Source organism: Pseudoalteromonas sp. T1lg10 (assembly GCF_002964545.1).
Taxonomy (GTDB): Bacteria; Pseudomonadota; Gammaproteobacteria; order Enterobacterales; family Alteromonadaceae; genus Pseudoalteromonas.
The window spans coordinates 20977-41596 of the sequence record NZ_PQBV01000005.1; the positions used below are offsets into that span (position 1 = coordinate 20977).

20 protein-coding genes and 1 pseudogene are annotated in these 20620 nt (G+C 50.2%); 10 read left to right on the plus strand and 11 right to left on the minus strand.

Annotated elements, in window-relative coordinates; genetic code table 11:
- The first annotated feature begins 3 nt into the window (after positions 1-3).
- From C2M17_RS05070 to C2M17_RS05085, 4 genes are all read left to right on the plus strand, one after another.
- Positions 4-2172: a prolyl oligopeptidase family serine peptidase gene (locus tag C2M17_RS05070; protein WP_105199790.1), complete on the plus strand. Its 2169-nt coding sequence runs from the start codon at positions 4-6 to the stop codon at positions 2170-2172.
- Between the two features lie 69 nt (positions 2173-2241).
- Positions 2242-2757: a GNAT family N-acetyltransferase gene (locus C2M17_RS05075; RefSeq protein WP_158683978.1), complete on the plus strand. Its 516-nt coding sequence runs from the start codon at positions 2242-2244 to the stop codon at positions 2755-2757.
- A 354-nt stretch (positions 2758-3111) separates the two neighbouring features.
- Positions 3112-3666 (plus strand): cytochrome b, encoded by a 555-nt coding sequence (locus tag C2M17_RS05080; RefSeq protein ID WP_105199792.1) that lies wholly within the window; start codon positions 3112-3114, stop codon positions 3664-3666.
- A gap of 1 nt (position 3667) precedes the next feature.
- Positions 3668-4246, plus strand: a complete 579-nt coding sequence (locus C2M17_RS05085) for a YceI family protein (RefSeq protein ID WP_267894405.1) — start codon at positions 3668-3670, stop codon at positions 4244-4246.
- 17 nt (positions 4247-4263) lie between these two features.
- Here the strand turns inward: C2M17_RS05085 and C2M17_RS05090 are convergent, their stop codons facing one another.
- A complete protein-coding gene (locus C2M17_RS05090) occupies positions 4264-5145 on the minus strand; it encodes a TIGR02285 family protein (RefSeq protein WP_105199793.1) in 882 nt (293 codons plus the stop codon).
- A gap of 209 nt (positions 5146-5354) precedes the next feature.
- Here C2M17_RS05090 and C2M17_RS05095 point away from each other — a divergent pair, with 209 nt between their 5' ends.
- The gene (locus tag C2M17_RS05095) at positions 5355-6545 is read left to right on the plus strand and encodes an isocitrate/isopropylmalate family dehydrogenase (RefSeq protein WP_105199794.1); all 1191 of its coding nucleotides are present in this window, start codon (positions 5355-5357) and stop codon (positions 6543-6545) included.
- A 21-nt stretch (positions 6546-6566) separates the two neighbouring features.
- Here the strand turns inward: C2M17_RS05095 and C2M17_RS05100 are convergent, their stop codons facing one another.
- The 3 genes from C2M17_RS05100 to C2M17_RS05110 form a co-directional block, all read right to left on the minus strand.
- Positions 6567-6956, minus strand: coding sequence for a hypothetical protein (locus C2M17_RS05100; protein WP_105199795.1), 390 nt, complete (start codon positions 6954-6956; stop codon positions 6567-6569).
- A 115-nt stretch (positions 6957-7071) separates the two neighbouring features.
- Complete coding sequence (locus C2M17_RS05105; protein WP_105199796.1) at positions 7072-8004, minus strand: LysR family transcriptional regulator; 933 nt, start codon at positions 8002-8004, stop codon at positions 7072-7074.
- 209 nt (positions 8005-8213) lie between these two features.
- Positions 8214-9455: a DNA-binding protein gene (locus tag C2M17_RS05110; protein WP_105199797.1), complete on the minus strand. Its 1242-nt coding sequence runs from the start codon at positions 9453-9455 to the stop codon at positions 8214-8216.
- A 175-nt stretch (positions 9456-9630) separates the two neighbouring features.
- Between C2M17_RS05110 and C2M17_RS05115 the strand changes: the two genes are divergently transcribed.
- Positions 9631-10599 carry an NAD(P)H-quinone oxidoreductase gene (locus C2M17_RS05115; RefSeq protein ID WP_105199798.1) on the plus strand — a complete coding sequence of 323 codons (969 nt, stop codon included), beginning with the start codon at positions 9631-9633 and terminating at the stop codon, positions 10597-10599.
- 52 nt (positions 10600-10651) lie between these two features.
- Here the strand turns inward: C2M17_RS05115 and metG are convergent.
- Positions 10652-12684: pseudogene (gene metG / locus C2M17_RS05120) on the minus strand (methionine--tRNA ligase).
- Between the two features lie 168 nt (positions 12685-12852).
- On the opposite strand from metG, the gene apbC reads away from it, so the two are divergent.
- Positions 12853-13938 carry an iron-sulfur cluster carrier protein ApbC gene (gene apbC, locus C2M17_RS05125; RefSeq protein WP_105199799.1) on the plus strand — a complete coding sequence of 362 codons (1086 nt, stop codon included), beginning with the start codon at positions 12853-12855 and terminating at the stop codon, positions 13936-13938.
- A 2-nt stretch (positions 13939-13940) separates the two neighbouring features.
- Positions 13941-14531: a dCTP deaminase gene (gene dcd, locus C2M17_RS05130; RefSeq protein ID WP_105199800.1), complete on the plus strand. Its 591-nt coding sequence runs from the start codon at positions 13941-13943 to the stop codon at positions 14529-14531.
- A gap of 67 nt (positions 14532-14598) precedes the next feature.
- Here the strand turns inward: dcd and C2M17_RS05135 are convergent, their stop codons facing one another.
- Positions 14599-15375 carry a CLCA_X family protein gene (locus C2M17_RS05135; protein ID WP_105199801.1) on the minus strand — a complete coding sequence of 259 codons (777 nt, stop codon included), beginning with the start codon at positions 15373-15375 and terminating at the stop codon, positions 14599-14601.
- The gene (locus tag C2M17_RS05140; RefSeq protein ID WP_105199802.1) at positions 15372-15953 is read right to left on the minus strand and encodes a tRNA-uridine aminocarboxypropyltransferase; all 582 of its coding nucleotides are present in this window, start codon (positions 15951-15953) and stop codon (positions 15372-15374) included. The genes C2M17_RS05135 and C2M17_RS05140 overlap by 4 nt, the downstream gene beginning before the upstream one ends.
- Positions 15954-16068: 115 nt before the next feature.
- On the opposite strand from C2M17_RS05140, the gene C2M17_RS05145 reads away from it, so the two are divergent.
- Together C2M17_RS05145 and C2M17_RS05150 are read left to right on the plus strand one after the other, a co-directional pair.
- Positions 16069-16422, plus strand: coding sequence for an Hpt domain-containing protein (locus C2M17_RS05145; protein WP_105199803.1), 354 nt, complete (start codon positions 16069-16071; stop codon positions 16420-16422).
- 74 nt (positions 16423-16496) lie between these two features.
- On the plus strand, positions 16497-17714 hold the full coding sequence (locus C2M17_RS05150) for a pyridoxal phosphate-dependent aminotransferase (protein ID WP_105199804.1): 1218 nt from the start codon (positions 16497-16499) through the stop codon (positions 17712-17714).
- A 59-nt stretch (positions 17715-17773) separates the two neighbouring features.
- Here C2M17_RS05150 and C2M17_RS05155 read toward each other — a convergent pair whose 3' ends face one another.
- The 4 genes from C2M17_RS05155 to C2M17_RS05170 all read right to left on the minus strand — a co-directional run bounded on the left by C2M17_RS05155 (position 17774) and on the right by C2M17_RS05170 (position 20488).
- On the minus strand, positions 17774-18448 hold the full coding sequence (locus tag C2M17_RS05155; RefSeq protein ID WP_105199805.1) for a M15 family metallopeptidase: 675 nt from the start codon (positions 18446-18448) through the stop codon (positions 17774-17776).
- Complete coding sequence (gene dapE / locus C2M17_RS05160) at positions 18445-19572, minus strand: succinyl-diaminopimelate desuccinylase (protein WP_105199806.1); 1128 nt, start codon at positions 19570-19572, stop codon at positions 18445-18447. The genes C2M17_RS05155 and dapE overlap by 4 nt, the downstream gene beginning before the upstream one ends.
- An 8-nt stretch (positions 19573-19580) precedes the next feature.
- The gene (locus C2M17_RS05165) at positions 19581-19928 is read right to left on the minus strand and encodes an ArsC family reductase (RefSeq protein WP_105199807.1); all 348 of its coding nucleotides are present in this window, start codon (positions 19926-19928) and stop codon (positions 19581-19583) included.
- A 176-nt stretch (positions 19929-20104) separates the two neighbouring features.
- Positions 20105-20488, minus strand: a complete 384-nt coding sequence (locus tag C2M17_RS05170; protein ID WP_105199808.1) for an ACT domain-containing protein — start codon at positions 20486-20488, stop codon at positions 20105-20107.
- Between the last annotated feature and the right edge of the window lie 132 nt (positions 20489-20620).

The following is a 20620-nucleotide window of genomic DNA, read 5'->3' on the forward strand; positions in this document are numbered from 1 at the left end:
TTTATGCTTAAAAGAACACTGGCTGTCGCCGTGTGTGTGGCCCTAGCTGGTTGCAACGACAAACCGGCTGCAGAGGCAAGCGCACAACAAGAACAAAAAGTAGAACAAACTCAGGTTGCAGCAGCGGCCATCAGCTACCCAATTACACGTAAAGGCGAAGTGGTCGACAGCTATTTCGATCAGCAGGTTGCAGATCCCTATCGTTGGTTAGAAGACGATATGAGCAGCGAGACGGCACAGTGGGTCGAAGCGCAAAACAAGGTCACTTTTGGCTACCTGGAGCAGATCCCGTTTCGCGACGAACTTAAGCAACGTCTAAAAACCCTGATGGACTATGAAAAGGTCAGCGCCCCATTCACCGAGGGTGAGTACACCTATTTCTATAAAAATGACGGTCTGCAAAACCAATACGTGCTTTATCGCCAAAAAGGCGAGGGTGAGGCGGAAGTCTTCCTAGACCCTAACACCTTTAGCGCCGATGGCACCACATCACTGGCGGGTATCAGCTTTAGTGAAGACGGTTCATTGGCGGCCTACCAGATCTCAGAAGGCGGCAGTGACTGGCGTAAGGTGATTGTGCTGGATACCAAAACCAAGGAGCAAATTGGTGAGACCCTGGTTGATGTGAAGTTCAGCGCCATTTCCTGGTTTGGTAATGATGGCTTCTATTACTCCAGCTATGACAAGCCTAAGGGCAGTGAATTGTCGGCGAAAACCGATCAACATAAGCTCTACTACCATAAGCTGGGTACGGCGCAAAAAGACGATGCCCTTATCTTTGGTGGCAGCGATGAGCAAAAACACCGCTATGTTGGCGCCGAGGTGACTTCGGATGCGCGTTTCCTGGTAATTTCAGCGGCCGTCTCAACATCTGGTAACAAGCTGTTTATTAAAGACTTGAGCAAGGAAAACAGCGAGCTGGTTACCATTATTGACGACCTGACCTACGACAGCTCGGTGCTGGATAACAAGGGTGATACCCTGTTTATCGTTACCAACAAGGATGCGCCGAACAAGCGCGTAGTGACCGTTGATATCAAGGATCCAACGCCTAAAAACTGGCAGGACCTTATTCCTGAAACCGAAAACGTACTGAACATCTCTAAAGGCGGAGATTTCTTCTTCGCACGTTATATGGTTGATGCCATCTCTCAGGTGAAGCAGTTCGATAAAAGCGGCAAGCTAGTACGTGAAATCGCGCTACCGGGCGTGGGCACGGCGTCGGGCTTTGAAGGTAAAAAAGAACAAACCACCTTGTATTACAGCTTCACCAACTATAAAACGCCAAGCACCATCTTCAGCTTTGATGTGAACAGTGGTGACTCGGTTGTTTATAACAAGTCAGGCGCTCAGTTTGACCCGGCGTTGTATGAGTCTAAGCAAGTATTCTATAGCTCAAAAGACGGTACCAAGGTACCTATGATCCTAACCTTTAAAAAGGGCACTGAGCTTAACGGTAAAAACCCAACCATTCTTTATGGTTACGGCGGCTTTAACGTGAGCCTGACTCCTCGCTTCTCGGCCACTACGGCGGCCTGGTTGGAGCAAGGCGGCGTATATGCGGTGGCTAACCTGCGTGGCGGTGGTGAGTACGGTAAACAGTGGCATAAAGCCGGTACGCAGATGCAAAAGCAAAACGTATTCGACGACTTTATTGCTGCGGCCGAGTACCTGATCGCTAACAACTACACCTCAAGTGACTACCTTGCGGTACGTGGTGGCTCTAACGGCGGTCTATTGGTAGGTGCTGTGATGACGCAACGCCCGGATCTGTTTAAGGTTGCCTTACCTGCGGTAGGGGTACTGGATATGCTGCGCTATCACACCTTCACCGCCGGTGCAGGTTGGGCCTACGATTACGGTACGGCGCAAGACAGTAAGGAAATGTTTGATTACCTTAAGGGCTATTCGCCGGTACATAATGTAAAAGCGGGCACCAGCTATCCGGCAACCCTGATCACCACGGGCGATCATGATGACCGCGTGGTTCCAGCGCATTCATACAAGTTTGCTGCCGAGCTGCAATCGAAGCACCAGGGTGAGAACCCTGTGATGATCCGCATTGAAACCAATGCCGGTCACGGTGCAGGCACGCCGACCAGTAAGATAATCGAGCAATACGCCGATATCTATGGCTTTACCCTGTATAACATGGGTGTTAAAAAGCTTTAATACTGAGAAGCTTATGCTAATTTGAAAGCCGGGCCTAGTGCTCGGCTTTTTTGTTTTAGGGAGATGACAATGCAGCTAGATTCTTTTGAATCGTCAAGACTGGTACACCAACCCTTAAGTAAAGAGTATTGGCCGCTGTTTGTAGCGCTTCATCAAAATCAAGAAGTGATGCGCTATGTCGCCGACCTCCCGCAAATCACGCAGATCAGAGCGCGCTTTGACGCCCGGCTGGCATCAGGGGCAAAGGCTGATAGTTGGCGGGCCTGGGCGATACTTAACGAAAACGGCAAGGAGATAGGAGTAACCGGCTTTTTACCTCAAGGCGAGCACAGCGCCGAGCTGGGTTTTTTACTCTTGCCCGAGTATCAAGGTCAAGGTTATGGCCAGGAGTCATTACAAGCCTTACTGACCCATGGCGAGCGGCGTTTTGCAATTGCACAATATCGGGCTACGGTTACTGCAGGCAATCTGGCGTCGCGAGCACTGTTGCTTAAATGCGGCTTTACTCAGCTCGCCAGCGCCCGCAATGGCTATTGTATTGACGGTGTCGAGGTCGAGGACTGGCTGTTTCAACTAAGTTTGTAATTGTGCATATACGCACAGAACCTAGCGCCATGGCGCCATGTTCACGGACCAATCGCTGGGATAAGCTAGAGTAATAGGATCTGTTTATCTTTGCGGTTTACTTTATGTTCGATCTAAACGCATTCTGATCACGACGATCGTTATGATGCATAACACGCTATGTACATAGCGAGCAACACAGAGCAGGATGCGTTTAGATGAACCCGTAGGGCAGCGCTTGTAGCGCATTTCTACTGTGTTGTTACATGTTTATGTAGAATAACTACACCACACATGTGCCGCCTTGTATAAATACACTACAAACTGCTGCAGAAACGAACAACAAAGGTCAACAGACCCTAAGGAGTAAGAAGTATGTTGAATAATACTGAGCATGGTTATGGCTGGATGCACATTGCCTTGCATTGGTTGATGGCCATCGCCGTCTTTGGGCTTTTTGGCTTAGGCCTGTATATGGTCGAGTTAAGCTATTACGACAGCTGGTATAAAGGGTCGGTTGATTTGCATAAAAGCATAGGCCTGACCCTGGCAATGCTGTTGGTGCTGCGTTTGGTCTGGCGTTTAACTCAGGCGCGACCTCAGCCGGTGGACCGCAGCTTAATATGGCAAAATCGTTTTGCCCACTGGGTGCATATCATTTTGTACCTGATATTGGTGGTGATACTTATTTCTGGCTATCTTATATCTACGGCAGATGGCCGCGGTATTGAGGTTTTTTCCTTGTTTAGCGTTCCTTCGCTAGGGGAGTTTGTTGACAACCAAGAAGATATTGCTGGCATGGTGCACGAATACGCGGCCTGGAGCCTGGTGATTCTTGCTGGTTTACATGCCTTGGCGGCCCTTAAACACCATTTTATTAATCGCGATCATACCCTAGTGCGTATGTTGAAAGCGAAAAAAGGAGATTAATGTGAATAAAGCTCTAACTAAACTAACTCTGGCTGCAGCCATGATGGCCGCCAGTGGTGCTGCCAGCGCGGCGGATTATGTTATCGATACCCAAGGTGCCCATGCTTTTGTGAATTTCAAAATTCAACATCTTGGCTATAGCTGGTTACATGGCCGCTTTAACACTTTTTCTGGCGACTTCAGCTATGATGCGCAAAAGCCGAATGAGTCCAAAATCAAGGTGGTGATCGACACCGCCAGTATCGACTCAAATCATGCCGAGCGTGATAAACATTTGCGCAGCGGTGATTTCCTCAATGTGAAAAAACACCCAACGGCCACCTTTACCAGCACTAATATTGAGTTTACTGATGCTGATAATGCCAAGGTAAGCGGTGAATTCACCCTAAATGGCGTGACAAAACCTATCAGCTTTGATGTAACCAAGGTGGGAGAAGGCAAAGATCCTTGGGGTGGCTATCGCGCCGGCTTTAGCGGCCACACACGCTTTGCCCTGGCCGATTATGGCATAGATCAAGACCTGGGGCCGGCCTCGACCCATGTGGAAATTGAACTGTCTATCGAAGGCGTGCGTCAATAACCTTCTTTCTCACACGCCTACAGCGCTTGTTGTAGGCGTGGTCTTAATGCCGTGGGCAACCATTGCAACATCACATCCTTGTAGGTATCGCTTGCCACCACCTGCTGCAGTGCCGGTGCCAATGCTTTTAACTGTTGTTTTCCTAATTCATTGTTACTGCAGGCGATATAGCCATAGCTTAGGGCCGGCGCTTCAGTGATAGGGAAAATACTGAGTTGCTCATCTAAACCCATTTTCTCGCTTAAATATTGAAATTCGCTGGGATAACTTAGCAAGATATCGAGACGTTTTTTGGCCAGCATATAGGTGAGGCTGGCAAGCACATCGCGCCCGGGTCGGGTTGTTAACTGGGATTTAGGCACTTGGGCTATCACAGTATCCAGCTCATTGCCGTAGGAGCGTCCCATGGGCAGGCCTAAACGCAGATGATGCTCGCTCAGCAAATGGGTCAGAGACTGAGGTGCGCCCGGGGTTAAGCCCAGTTTTTGTGCCACTTCTTTGTGCATCACCAGAGCCGGTGATAAACCTATGGTGGAATACTGTTCGCTAAAGTGTAATTCAGAGCGTCGTTGCTCGGTTTTATACAGGGATAATAAACAATAGGTGCTTTGCTTATGGCGCAGCTCGGTCAATAAATGGCTGCTGGGGATGGCCATATATTTAAAGTCATACTCCGGCAACTGCTGCTGGAGTAAGTGGATCACTTGTTCATCGCGCCCTTGGCCGACATTGGTGCCATTGAAAATATAGTAGGGTTCGAAATCCAGGGTGAGCCAGGTAATACTGTTGCTGTTTATCCCGTAAGCTGTGCTGGAAAGAAGCAGGGCGATCCCTAGGGTTAGACGTTGCCAAGGTCGCTGCCGAAAAGCTTGTTGTAAACCATGTCTTAGATACCGCATACAAGTTACCGCTAATACTAATCAACCTTTTGAGTCTAGCACCGCTATAATTTTAGACCCATGAAATATATATAAAAATGTAAATGTTAGGCCCAGCTATAATCTCCTGCCTGGCTATTAATATGATGAATAATCAATACGCTAGCCTGAAATTAGCCAAGTAACTAAGACCTTGGTATAACTTAAAAAAAGTGACCAGGAGCGCCCTTATGACCCAGCAGCAAAGTTTAGCGGTCGCCTATATAGATGGTGATGGCATAGGCCCCGATGTGATGCCCTTGGTACGAGGGTTAGTGGATCTTGTACTCGAGCGCTGTTATGACGGCAGACAGATAATTAGCTGGCAGCCGTTATTACTTGGCGAGCAGGCGGCCCGAGAGGGGGATGGTGAATGGTTCCCACAGGCCACCATATCAGCGCTGCGTGAACTTAAGGTAGCATTGAAAGGGCCCATGAGTAGTGCCATTGGCGGTGGTTTTCGCTCGCTTAACATTGCCCTGCGTGAAGAGCTGGATCTGTTTTGCAATATGCGGGTGATCAAGGCCTTACCCGGTTTACCTTCGCCGCTCAAAAATCCCGACGGCATAGATTTGGTGGTTTTTCGCGAATGCAGTGAAGATAGCTTTGCCAGTATCGAGCTGGCAGCCAATAGCCCGGATGCAGCACGTTTGATTGAGGTATTGGAGCAGGAGCTTGGCTACCATAGGCTACGCTTTGTCGATAACTGCGCTCTGGCCATTAAAAACTGCTCACAAGCGGCCACCGAGCGGCTGATAAAACAAGCCGCCGACTATGCCATTAGCCAGCGGCGTAAAAAAATCACCTTGGTACATAAAAGTAATGCCTGGCAGCTCACCGAAGGCCAATTCCAACGCTGGGCGCTCGATTACCTGCGTAAAGACTATCAACTGACAGTAAGTGATTGTCAGCAGCACTATCTTTTGCCCGGTGCCGATGGCACTCAGATACAGGTTGAGCAGATGATGTTGGATCAGGTGATGCAGCGACTGCCGCAGCAGGCTGGCAGTTTTGATGTGATGGTGTGCAATAACCTGGCAGGAGATCTTATCGCTGATTTAGCTGCGTCCCTGGTCGGTGGCGTGGGGATCATCCCGAGCGTCAATTGCAACCAGGAGCTGGCCTTGTTTGAGCCCAGTCACGGGCCGTTTCGGCGTATTGCCGGTAGCGGCCTGGCCAATCCCTGTGCCAGTGTTTGGGCGGCGGTCTTGATGTTAGAGCACTTGCAGTTGGACGTGGCGGCATCAAGCCTGTTTGCCGCTTTAACTGAGGTGGTTGCCAGCCATGAACAGCTGTTTCAACTTGATACGCGCAGTAGTCTCGAGCAGGGCGTACCCACAAAAGAGGTGATCGCCGCCATAATTAAGGCCTTGCCATGCTAAACAAAGCCTTGGTTGTTTTTGTTAAGCGGCAATCGCACCTTGGAGCAATTGGCGAGCACGTATGCGGGCGGCGTCCTTGCTGCCTAATCGCGGTGCCAGACCAAGTTCATCAAGCAGGATAAACAGCATGGAGACCGGAATGGGGCAGTTGTTTTCATCAAGAATATCTGCTTGTGTGTTGTTGACACTGGCGGCATTCGGGTAGTGCTCGCGTAGCGCATCCAAGGTCACACTGTTGTCGCCACAGGCGCGGCAGCGGCCACCAAACTCATCGTTAAGCTGTGCCAAGGCTTGATAAAATTCTTCAAGGTTCATGGGCGAAGCACAGGCTTGCAGCTGAGTGCGAATAAATAGATCTAATTCGGTATTAATATGAATGCAGTCGTAGTGTTTGTATTGGCGTCTTAGCATGGGTGCCTCCATCGGCTTGTTGTTGCTATATATTTACCTTAGGGCCAAACACTCTATTAATGAAATGGATGATATCGATTTTTGGTATTGATGCTGTAAATTGTCTGTTTGAGTCTTAGGTGTACCGCTGCAATTGTTGTCTTAGCCAAATATGGGCCGGGCTATGGTGCACCAATGGGCTCCAGAGCATGGATACGCCAATGGGGACTATGGGGAAAGGTACGGCGCACAGGGCCAAAGGCGCGTTGCTGGTGGCGATAATATGCTCCGCTAAGCGTCTCGGCAGGGTGGCTATCAGCTGCGAGTTAGCACAGAGTGAGGGGATCAGGCTGTGATGGCGGGCGTAGACGCGAATATTGCGACGCTCGCCCAGTTGCACCAAGGCTTGATCAACCCAGCCTAATTTTTGCGGCTCGCGGTTTTTTATCATCGGCTCTGGACCAAAACCGCTGCGGTTAAGCCAGACATGCGGGCTGGCCAGATAGGTTTCAAGATCCAGACGTTGTTGCAGCGGGTGCTGCCGTGCACTCAGACAGCAATAGTTATCCCGCCACAGGGTGGCCTGATGAAATGAGGCGGGCATACGGGTAAAGCGATCGATGGCGATATCGACCTGACCATGCTCAAGCTCACTGAGGGTGACATCGCTGGGGTTAATGAGGTCGATATTAATGCCCTGATAGGCACTGAGCACTTCGCTAACAAAGGGCACGAGCAAGGAAGCCACCAAAAACTCATTGGCCATAATGCGAAAGGTATGTTCGCTGCTGCTTGGGTCAAAGTCTTGTTCTTGTGTGGTGATAGCCTGCGCCAGGGTCAGAAAGTGTTCTAACTGGGGCTGCAACGCCAGGGCTTTTTCGGTGCACATCATGACGCTGCCACTGCGAACCAATAAAGGGTCGCCAAACAGATCGCGCAGCCGTTTCAGGGCGTTACTCATGGCACTTTGTGTCAGTGCCAGCCGATTTGCCGCAGCAGAGACGCTGCGCTCCTCGATAAGGATATGCAAATACACCAACAGATTGAGATCGACCTGACGTAAGTTCATGCTATAGACACAAAAAATAGAGGTACCTAATACTCTATCCTAGCTGCTGGAATAAAGCTAACCACAGCAACGGCTTAAGGTATTTTCATTGCTGATAGTGATTATTCGCCGCTGCTTGGAATAGCAGAAAAAGGAAGTAAGGGGAGAAAAGTTGTGGTGATGGCAGAGGGCATAATTAGTTAAAAGGCGCCAACTCGGCGCCTTAGTCTTTATGCTCTTTGGGCTGAGCTCATGCCATCACCCATGTACTTTTTTGCTTCTTCGTCGTCCTCCGAACGCAGACGCTCAAGCTCAGCATGGGTTTCAGCCAGGCTTGATTCCAACTCGCTAAGACGGCTTTGCGCCAGGGTCGCACTTTTAGACAAGCGCTCCAGCGTTGAAGTTGAATTTTGCTTCAAGAAGGTGATTTGTTCGCCTAGGCGTTTATTCTCATCAATAATACCCTGAGCTTCAGAGTCTTTATTCGCTAGGCGATCTTCAAGCTCTTTGATCTTTTGCTGGAATTGATCGTTACTGGCGGTCAAACGCTCAATGGTGGACGCCGAGTTATTCTTTAAGAAACGCACCTGCTCATGCAGTTTTTCATTGTCCTGCTGTGCTTGTGTATGGGTTTCTTTAAGTTCTTGCAGCTCTTGAGTTTGCGCCTTGTTTTGCTCACGAAGCTGACGAATGTCTTCGCGCTGGCTCTCTTGGTGCTTGGCGGCAATGGCGCTTTGCTCTTTGAGCATGCTGTTTTCGGTCTTCATGCGCTCAACTAAAGGCTGTTGCTCTTCTAACTGTTGTTGCAAACGTTCGATTTGCACGTCTATGTCAGATTTTTCCTGCTCTAGCTGGTTGTGCTTATGCGCAAGCTCGTCACGTTGTTGCAGTAATTCATCACGCTCTTGGGCAAGGGCCGCATAATCATTATCGAAGTTATCGATACGCTGTTTCAGAGTCGCAATTTTTTGTTCGTTTTCTGACTGGGCTTCTTCAAGTTGCTGTTCAACGCCGGCCAATTGATTTTTATGCTGTTCTAATTCGGCAGCTTGCGTATCAATTTGCTCCTGACGAGCGGCAATCTTGTCATTTAATTCTTCATTTTGCTGGGATAGTTTCTGATATTGCTGCTGCAAGTTATCCAGGCTTTGCACTGCGAGTTGCTCGGCCTGAACCATTTCTTCTAGCCGTGCCTGTACCGGGGCGAGCTGGGCATTGGCAAAAGCCTGAGACTGTGCCCTGAAGGCTTGCACAAATTGTTCTGAAAACTCAACTTCCATATCGCTTACCTTGGGTGGCTGCTCTGTATCTTGTGGACGAGCGGAGCGGTCTTCGCTGCGCCATTGGCGGTAATGTTCAAGCACGCTAGAGCGTTCTCCGTTAACACGTTGTAATAAAACTTCCAGTGTGATTGGCGTACCGGCGCGATGTAACTCATCACAAACGGTTTTAATTTCATTATATTGAGTCATCAATCTATCCTCCCAGCAGATTTTTTAGGATAGCATTAAAACTGCGGCTGATCAGAAATTCTAATAAAAATATTCTAGTTAATTTCTCAGCAGCGGCTCATAATTACTATTTTAGTTGTAGTTCTATCCTAACAGGTACTACCTCAATCATACTACGACAATTTGGTATTACACAATGCTAACAATTGATTTAAATGAAAATAAACAGCTAGTTATAGTTGAGTCAGCAAGGGTTCAGGCAAAAAAAGAGCAATTACTGATAAAAGTGCGTGCTGCGGGCGTTAATCGCGCCGATTTATTGCAGCGTCAGGGTCATTATCCGCCACCACCCGGGGACAGCCCTACTTTAGGCTTAGAAGTGTGTGGTGAAGTGGTCGCCCTAGGTGAAGGAGCCGACAAGAAATGGCTGGGTCAACAGGTGATGGCGCTATGTGCTGGCGGCGGTTATGGTCAGTTTGTGGCCGTGGATCAGGGTCACTGTCTGACGCTACCTTCTAATTTTAGCGCCTTGGAAGGGGCGGGCTTCTGTGAGGTGTTTTTAACCGCCTATGATGCTCTGCGCCAGTATCCTGGGTTTGGCGCCGGGCACACCCTCTTGGTTCATGGTGGCGCCAGTGGCGTTGGCACTGCTGCGATCAAGTTGGCCAAGTATTTTGGCGCCAAGGTGGTGGTCACTGTGGGTAATGAGCAAAAACGCCAGGCTTGCTTGCAACTTGGTGCAGATGTGGCGATAAACTATCGTCAAAACGATTGGTGGGAACAAATGCGCGCCGAGGGTTTGAATGCCGACTTGGTGATAGATCCGGTTGCCGGTGACTACCTTAATGCCAATCTTAAGGTTTTGGCTCAGGACGGCAAAATCGTCATTTTAGCCATGCTCGGCGGGCGTTATTGTCAGCAACTGGATATCGCCAGGGTATTACAAAAGCGTGCATCCATAATCGGCTCTACCTTGCGTAATCGCAGCAGCGAGTATAAAACGGTTTTGGTTAAGGAGCTGCATCAAAGGTGCGAAGCGGGCATGCTCAGTGGTGAGTTAACGCCTGTGATCGACTCGGTTTACCCTTGGAGGGATGCGGATCAAGCCCATCAGCGTTTGGCGCAAAACGCCAATATAGGCAAGGTGATCTTGGTGCATAAATAGAAAAGGCCAGCATTATGCTGGCCTTTAATCATTGTACTGACTGGTGAGGAGTTTACATCACTCGCATACCTGGCTTGGCGCCGTCATGAGGTTCCAGCAGGTAGATTTCATCCTTGCCAGGGCCTGCCGCAAGCACCATGCCTTCAGAAAGACCAAAGCGCATCTTACGCGGCTTCAGGTTGGCAACCATCACAGTTAGTTTGCCAATCAGCTGCTCTGGGCTGTACGCAGATTTAATGCCGGAAAATACCTGACGTTGCTGACCACCCAGATCCAGGGTGAGCTTAAGCAGCTTATCGGCACCTTCAACATGCTCGGCATTGGCGATGAGGGCTACGCGCAGGTCTACCTTGGCAAAGTCATCAAACTCGATCTCATCCGCCAGCGGATCTTTTTTCAACTCGCCGTTGTCGGCTACTTGCTCTAGTGCTTGGCTTTGTGGCGCCAGGCTTTCTTTCGATTCATCAACCATGGTATTAACCTTATCCATTTCAACACGCTGCATCAGCGCTTTAAATTTGTTGATAGGCTGACCCAATAGCGGCTTATCGACACCATCCCAAGCCAGCTCATCGTTTAAGAAGTCGCTAACATTGGCGGCCATGCCCGGTAAAATTGGGCGCAAATAAGTCATCAGGATACGGAACAGATTTAAGCCAACGCTGCATACCTCATGGGCTTGCTGCGCGGTGTCTTCGCTTTTAGCCAGAACCCAAGGCGCTTGCGCATCTATGTATTGGTTGGCTTTATCGGCCAGAGCCATAATGGTGCGTACCGCACGACCAAATTCACGGTTTTCATAGTGCTCGGCGATGGTGTCTTTGGCCGCCGCAAACTCGGCCAACAGGGCCGGCTCGGCATTGGTGTCACTTAGCTTGCCATCGAACTTTTTGGTGATAAAACCGGCACAGCGGCTGGCGATATTGACCACCTTACCGACAAGATCTGAGTTAACGCGCTGGGCGAAATCTTCCAGGTTTAAATCCAAATCGGTAATGCCACCGCTTAGTTTCGCGGCAAAGTAATAACGCAAGTATTCAGGGTCGAGATGATCCAAGTAAGTACGAGCCTTAATAAAGGTGCCTTTTGACTTAGACATCTTGGCGCCATTGACGGTTACAAAACCATGGGCGAAGACATTGGTCGGCTTTCTAAAACCGGCGCCTTCAAGCATGGCCGGCCAAACAGGCTGTGGAAGTAAATAATGTCTTTACCGATAAAGTGATACAGCTCAGCGTCGGAATCTTCGCGCCAAAAGGCATCAAAGTCGATACCGTTTTTATCACACAGGTTTTTAAAGCTGGCCATATAGCCGATAGGGGCATCCAACCACACATAGAAGTATTTACCCGGTGCGCCTGGGATTTCAAAACCGAAATAAGGGGCGTCGCGGCTGATATCCCACTGCTGCAGGCCATCGGCAAACCACTCGTCTAGCTTGTTGGCCATTTCTTCTTGAATACTGCCCGAATGCAGCCAACCTTTAAGCATGCCTTCAAAAGCAGGCAGGTCGAAGAAGTAATGCTCTGAGTCGCGCAGCACAGGGGTGGCGCCTGACATCGCAGAGCGTGGTGATTTTAGTTCGGTCGGCGAGTAGGTGGCGCCACAGACATCACAGCTGTCGCCGTTTTGGTCTTCTGCATCACAGCTTGGGCAGGTGCCGGTTACGAAGCGGTCCGGTAGGAAGATTTGTTTTTCCGGGTCGAACAACTGCGAGATGGTGCGCTTTTTAATATAGCCACCGTCGTTAAGGCGGTTATAAATAAGTTCGCTTAGCGCCTTATTCTCATCCGAGTGGGTGCTGTGGTAGTTATCAAACTCGATATTAAAATCGGCAAAGTCACGTTGGCGTTCAACGCTAACCTTGGCAACCATTTCCTCAGGGCTGATCCCTTGCTTCTGTGCGTTAAGCATGATCGGCGTGCCGTGGGCATCGTCCGCACAGACGTAATAGGTTTCATGTCCTTGGGACTTTTGAAAGCGAGCCCAAATATCGGTTTGAATGTACTCAAGCATGTGGCCCAGGTGTGTAGGACCGTTTGCATAAGGCAGGGCGCTTGTAATGAGAATTTTTCTCTTTGCCATAAGGTGCTTATTCCATCTCAGATAGGCTCACCCAGATCATCGACTCAAGGCGCTGTAGCGCGATGAAGTTTCGTTGCCTAGGGTGAATAGACTGGTGTTAATGCCCTGAATGTTACATAATTTGGCGGCACATTTCATTACGCTTCTTTAATTATTTATGCAGTTACTATGTTTGGATTAGGCTCAGGTAAAAAACCCTCTTTGTTTTCAAAACGCCGGGGTTCACAATGGCAGGAAGAATATAGGCAACATCTGGGTCGCTATCGTAGCGCCGCCTTTCCCGTAGGGGTGCCAGAGACCGCGGTACAGGCCAGCAGTGAGCAAGGTTTATGCAGGCTTGTTATGCCCTTCGCCTGTGCCCAGGAAGCGCCGGAACTCGGTGCTTTTCTAAGCAAGCAATTGAGCCGCCAGATACAGGTGGAAATTGAAGTGCAGTTGGCGGAAAAACCGCGTTTTGCCAACATTAAACACATTATTATGGTGGCCTCCGGCAAAGGTGGTGTGGGTAAATCAACCTGTGCCGTCAATTTGGCCATGGCACTGCGCCATGAAGGTGCCCGAGTCGGCATCCTTGACGCCGATATTTATGGTCCTTCTATTCCCTTATTGCTGGGTCTGCAAGGTCAGAAACCTCAGGCCAAAGACGAGAAAACCCTGCTGCCCATGGAAGCCCATGGTCTTAAAGCCCAGTCTATCGGCTTTTTAGTAGACCCGGACGATGCCACCGTATGGCGCGGGCCCATGGCATCCCAGGCCCTGGTACAACTGTTGAATGAGACCCAGTGGGGCGAGCTGGATTATCTGATTGTCGATATGCCACCGGGTACCGGCGATATTCAGCTGACCATGTCGCAAAAGGTACCGGCATCGGGAGCGGTGATCATCACCACACCCCAAGATTTAGCCCTGGCCGACGCGCAAAAAGGGGTGGCCATGTTCAATAAGGTGAACGTGCCCATTATTGGTTTGATGGAAAACATGAGTCAATTCCAATGTCCCCATTGTGGCGAGTCGAGCCATATTTTCGGCGCCGACGGTGCGCTACAGCTATCCCAGCGCTATGGTGTGCCTATTTTGGCGCAATTACCGCTTGCGATGGAAATTCGTCAGTGCTCCGAACAAGGCGGTGACCTGAGCGACGACTATCAGGATATGGCGGCCTATTTTGCCGCGGCGGCGCGCCTATGCGCCAGTCAGCTTTATTATCAACAAGGCGCTCAGCAGGGCGTAGACATTATTATAACGGACGACTAACCATGCGTTTATCAGATACCCATATAAAAGAATACCTAAACGATCAGCGCATCGTGATCACCCCGCAGCCCGACGAGCAGATGATCTCAGGCGTCAGCGTCGATTTGCGTTTGGGTAATAAATTTCGCGTGTTTCAGGATCACTGCGCGCCGTATGTAGACTTAAGCGGCCCTAAAGAGCAGCTTAACGCGGCGATGGAGTCCATTATGAGCGATGAAATCGTCATCAAAGAGGGCGATGCGTTTTTCCTGCACCCGGGCGAGCTGGCCTTGGCCATTACCTATGAATCTGTGACCCTGCCGGCGGATATCGTCGGCTGGCTCGACGGTCGCTCGTCATTGGCCCGTTTGGGTTTGATGGTGCATGTGACCGCGCACCGCATCGATCCGGGCTGGAGCGGCAATATCGTGCTTGAGTTCTATAATTCCGGCAAGCTGCCACTGGCGCTGCGCCCGAATATGAAAATCGGTGCGCTGAGCTTTGAAACCCTTTCAAGCCCGGCGGAAAAGCCCTATAACGCTCGCGCCGATGCCAAATACAAGGGGCAAAACAGTGCCCTGGCAAGTCGCATTGGCGATGAAGGCCAGCAATAAGTCAGCCTAAAGCTTAGGTCTTTACCTTTACTATGTATACCGCCCTGATCTTCGGGGCGGTTTATTTTTATCCGAGCGCTTGCCCTAAAAGCGCAAAATATTCCCGAAAACACGGCACCAGCTTTGCCGCCTCCTCCTCATTAGGGTAAGCGCCCAGCTTTGCCAACTCCCCCTGCTTGGTACCACTGACCAAATACTGGTTTTTTATCTCGGCATTTTGCACATAGTGCTCAAATGCGCGAGCGCTCAGCTCTTCTGGCATGGCCAGGTAATATTGACCGGCACTGGCATCAAGTAGAGCACAGCGCTTTAAATAGGCGGAGCTATCTGTGCTCTGCTCGTTTAACAGGATGTGCTCTAAGAGCTGTAACAGGGGTTGATTAAGCCGGTGTGGATTATAGTCATCCCGGGTCAGCCAGAGTTTGCTGGCAAACGCACGCTGGGATGTTGGCCCGGTAAATAAAAAACGACTGATGTAATGATCAAACGCATGCCACCATTCATGGGCAAAGGCGCCGCTGCCGGCGTTTTTCGCCAAGGCCAGGGTGCGGGTGCTGCTTTGGTAGTGGGCTTGGACCCCAAGGCGGCCGCCCTGAGCAAAGGCCAGGGTTAAGGTTTGACGCAGGCCAATGACTTGCGGGGGAACGGCCAGTATTTGGGTGAGATCCGCTAAGGCATCATAAACCAGGTTCGCCGCTCTTTGGCGCTCTTCGTTATTGACCCAGCGCCCCACACTGATGGCACGCAGGCCAAAGGTGGTACGCACTTCACTGAAATCCACATCCACGCCAAAGCGATAATCCGGACCACGGCGGTACTTGTGGTCCATAAGCGACGAGGTCATTTTTGATAACGCTGCTTAACGGCGGCGGGCATCTGCTTGGTTTGCATGGTGACAAAACCATCAAGCAAGTGCAGCAAGGGGTGAGTGTCGAGCCCTTCTAATTGCGCCAAACAATAGGCGCTGGCCTCAAGCGTTGACAGGCTTTGCTCACGGTTGGCCTTGCGAATATGGTAGCGATTGGCAGGAACCTGGGCAAAACTCAACGCCTTCAGCTTATGCAGCCAGGGGTTTTGTTGCCATAACCTATGCACCTTACTCCAGGTGCCATCGAGGACAATAATATGCTCAATGGGGGCGGTGCATTGTTCCACCGGCTCCGCTGTGTCAGTGGGATATAAGAGCGCACAGGCTTTATCTGCAATGGCGCGCACTTCGGAAAAATCCTCAGGGTGCTCGCCCACACACAGCTGCATATTGGTCAAACCCAGTTGCAACAAGGGGGTGGTGCTTTTGGCCTGCTTTTGTTCATGAGGATGTTGTAAAACCCAAAGCTTAATGCGGTTGTTTACCTTGGTGACAAAGGGGCAAACACAGCTGCTGGGTGGGTAATGACAGTGAGAGCAAAGAAGGCGAGCCATAGTGACAGAGGGTTTTACTGATATATGGCGTTATTGTACTGGTTTTAGCTATTTGCTCCAAGTTGCGCATTTGCTATCCTCGGGCTGGACACTGAAGACCAAAGGAAAAGGCAGTATGGATATAAAAATTGATGAATCGGCCTTGATGGCGATGCATGATTTACTCGGCGAGCATTTCGATGAGATCTTAGTATTTTGTTTCAGTGAATTCAGCCGCTTACATAGTGCCTTTCAAGAAGCGCTGGGCAGTGAGCAAAGCGATGCCATTCGCAATATCCATAGTTTAAAATCCAACGCCGCCCAATTTGGCGCCGTCACCTTGGCGGATACGGCGCGCATCATAGAGCTTGGTTTGAGCCAGGGTGACCATCAAGCATTACAGGCGCAAATCGATGCGCTTCCCAGTGTCATAGAGCAAAGTATTGTGCTGATCAAACAGTGGCAACAACAAATTGAAATTAATTCATAGATAAGGGCATTTCGCATATAGCTATTTCCCTCTTGTGCCGATAATCTAACGGTAATAATCATAAGGGGGAAGGCATGTCAGAAATATTAAAAAGTCAGAAGTTACATGGGGTTTGCTACGATATTCGTGGACCCGTGTTGGCTGCAGCCAAGGCCATGGAAGATGAAGGGCAAAAGGTACTTAAGCTTAACATCGGTAATCCTGCGGCGTTTGGCTTTGATATGCCCGAAGACATGCTTAAAGATATTATCCGCAACCTCAGCTCGGCGCAGGGCTATTGCGACTCCAAGGGTCTGTATTCGGCGCGAGTGGCGGTTTATCAGCACTATCAACAGCGCGGTTTGCATAACCTCAGCATAGACAATATTTTTATCGGCAATGGTGTCAGTGAGCTTATCCAAATGGTCACCCAGGCACTGGTGAATAATGACGATGAAATCCTCATCCCGGCGCCGGATTATCCCCTGTGGAGCGCTTGTGTCACCCTGGCCGGCGGTAAGGCGGTGCATTATCGCTGTGACGAGCAGCAGGACTGGTTCCCGGATATCGAGGATATTCGCAGCAAAATCACCTCCAGAACCAAGGCCCTGGTGCTTATTAACCCGAATAACCCAACCGGTGCTGTGTACAGCAACGACCTCTTGCTTGAGTTAATCACTTTGGCTCGCGAACATAATTTACTGTTATTGAGCGATGAGATTTACGAAAAGATTCTTTATGACGGCACCAGTCATAGTTCCATCGCCTCCTTGTGCGACGATGTACCTGTGATCACCTTTAACGGCTTGGCGAAAACCTATCGCGCCGCTGGCCTGCGCATCGGCTGGATGGTATTGAGCGGACCCACGCAGCGCATGAGCGATCTGATTCAGGGCTTAGACATGCTGGCCTCCATGCGTTTATGTGCCAATGTGCCGGCCCAATACGCGGTGCAACAGGCTTTGGGTGGGGTGCAGTCCATCGATGCGCTAATCGAACCCGGCGGTCGTTTATACGAGCAGCGCAATATTGCCTGGAAGGGATTGAACGATATTCAGGGAGTTAGTTGTGTGAAGCCTCAGGGCGCGCTTTATGCTTTTGCCAAGGTGGATACCAAGCGCTTTAATATCACCAATGATGAAACCATGGTGCTTGATCTGCTGAGACAGGAAAAAATCCTCTTGGTGCATGGCCGCGGTTTTAACTGGCCGGAGCCGGATCACTTCCGTGTTGTATTTCTGCCTCATAAGGATGAGTTGGAACCGGCGATGCAGCGCTTAGGTCGCTTCTTTGAGCGTTATAAACAAGAGTAGTAAGTTAGAATTTAAGAAAAGCAGCGCACTGGCGCTGCTTTTTGCTTTTTATGAAGTCTTTATTCTGGGTCGCAGAGTGTGAGCACATAGCGTTCATAGAGCTCATCAAGGTGAGCAATAATCACTTCTTTCCCTACCACCTCAGATTCAATCAGGGCATCGGCTATGGTGCTCGGATTTTGCCAGTTTTGTAATGTCTCGGCACTGGCTATATGGCTGATATGCCAGGGCTCGGCGGCAACACCGCCCTGGTATTTTAGATAGGGGCGATAAAAGCCAAACTCCTGCAGGTGCTCCCTTAGCCAGAGGTTAAGGTTGGCAAAGGGGCCGGTGTCGGCATACTCATCCGGGCTTAGCTGCAATTGATAATCCTCGGCTACCACACTTGGGTCCCAGACATCGAAATCACTGCCGAAGTGATGGCGGCTGGCACCCGGCAGCGCCGAGTAAAGCATAATGGCATGCAGGCGATCCAATGGTGACAGGCTAGTCAGGTCAACCACTTGCTGCTGGGCATCAAAAACAGGTCGTACACCTTGATACTTGTTATTCCAAATCATCGCCTGGCGGGAAAAGGAGCGAAACGCCGAGGCGATACGCAAGTCAATGCCATCGGCTTGAGCGCCTTGTTGCAGGCGCTGGAAGTCTGCCAGTGCCTCCCGGTTGAGGCTATGGCCTTGCCAGTCACACAAGTGTTCTTCACTGCGCCCGGTGGCGCACAAGGCGAGCCTCATGTGAGCAGCCGCCTTAGGATCCCTTCGTAGATCAGCGCCAGTTTTTCCAGGTCATCACTACTGACACATTCATCGACCTGATGAATGGTGGCGTTACGCGGGCCTAGTTCAATCACTTTAGCACCTGTGGGAGCAATAAAGCGGCCATCTGAGGTGCCGCCACTGGTTTGCAGCTCGGCCTGATAGCCCATTTGCTCTTCAATGGCACCTTGTACCGCTGCGGTTAACTCGCCGGGCTCGGTGATAAAGGGTTGGCCGTTGTGCGTCCAATCGAGGTCGTAATTAACCTTATGCTCACCTAGCAGGGCCACTACGCGCGATTTAATCTGCTCGGCGGTCAATTCTGTGCTATAGCGAAAGTTAAATTGCACCTCCAGCTCGCCAGGGATCACATTCCCCGCGCCCGTACCGGCATTGATATTGGAAATTTGCATGCTGGTGGCAGGGAAAAATTCGTTGCCCTCATCCCATTTTTCCTGACACAGGGCCTGTAAAAAGCCGCTGGCCTGGTGCACCGGGTTATCGGCCAAATGAGGATAGGCGACATGACCTTGTTTGCCCTTAACGGTCAAATACGCGGTGAGTGAGCCTCGGCGGCCATTTTTAACTACATCGCCGAGCTTGTCGGTGGAGGAGGGCTCGCCGACAATGCACATATCGATTTTCTCGTTGCGCGCTTCCAGGGTGTCAATCACCCTTGTGGTGCCGTTGATAAAGGGGCCTTCTTCATCCGAGGTGATCAAAAAGGAAATTGATCCCTTATGTTCGGGATGCTTGGCAACAAAACGCTCGGTCGCCACTACCATGGCGGCAAGGGAACCCTTCATGTCGGCGGCGCCGCGACCATGCAAATAGCCCTCATGCTCGGTGGCGGCAAATGGCTCAAAGCGCCATTTTTTTTCATCGCCCACGGGCACTACATCGGTATGGCCGGCAAAGCACACATTGGGCTTGCCCTGACCCTTGCGCGACCAGGTGTTAAGGGTATCGATGAAAAACATAGGCTCATTGGTAAAGCCTATTTTTGCCAGACGCTCGGCGATAACATGCTGACAGCCTTCGTCTTTAGGGGTTACCGAAGGACGGCGGATCAAGTCTTTAGCCAAGTCAATGACTGCGCTCATAGTCTTTCCTATGCAAAAATGGCGTCGTATTCCGCCGCCTTAAAGCCAATTAAATGATGCTCGTCGGTGCGCAGAATTGGGCGTTTGATTAAGGCAGGTGATTCCAGCATCAAGGTCATGGCCAGTTCCTTATTCAGCCGCTGCTTTTGCTCGTCGCTGAGCTGGCGGTATGTGGTGCCGCGTTTATTAACCATGGCTTCCCAGCCGAACAGGGCTTCAAGTTCAGTAAGTAGCGCTAAATCCAGCCCCTGTTTGCGGTAGTCATGGAATTGGTAATCTACATTATTATTTTCTAAATGTTTTTTTGCTTTTTTAATGGTATCGCAGTTGCTGATACCGTACATAATAGTGGTCATAATCTGTCTGTAGCTTTAGTTGCCGATAAAGAGTAAGGATTCATTGGCCGCAACCTGTTGATAGCAAGAGCAAATCAGCGGCGACGGCGCGAGATTAATGATCATGATAGCGGCCAAGGGCGCAGATTTAAACTGCCGCAGGTCGAAATAAGCAATTTCTTCGCAGCGCCTATGTTTTATGAACGTACGTTATAACCTTCTTTTTTTAACGAGTTCACGGCGTTTTTAGCCTCTATGCCTTTAACCAGGATGTAATCCGTATCAAAGGTGGAAATGGCAAAGATGGAGATATTCGCCCGGGCCAGAACCCCGGAGATATTTGATAAGATGCCGGTAAGGGAAAAGCCCAGTGGCCCCAGTACCTCAAGTGCCACCCAACCAGGCTCCTGCTCCAGGCTATCAAGGGCGATATCACTGATACAGACGATGGACAGCTCTTCGGCGGTTTTACCAACAAAGTAGACCTCGCTTTGAAAAATAATACTCGGGATGGCAGCGGAGCTGTCGAAGCTGTGAATGGTAAATTCATGTGGGAGTAATTGAAGCGTTTGTTTGGCCATACCGTTCCCCTTGGGTTAAGTACAAGTTATACCCAATAAGGGCAATTTAATCCAATGCAAGTTGCTCACAATTGCTGTGGATAAGTTTGGGGGTAGGGTGGTCGGTAAGTTGTATCTATTTGAAATTGTTTA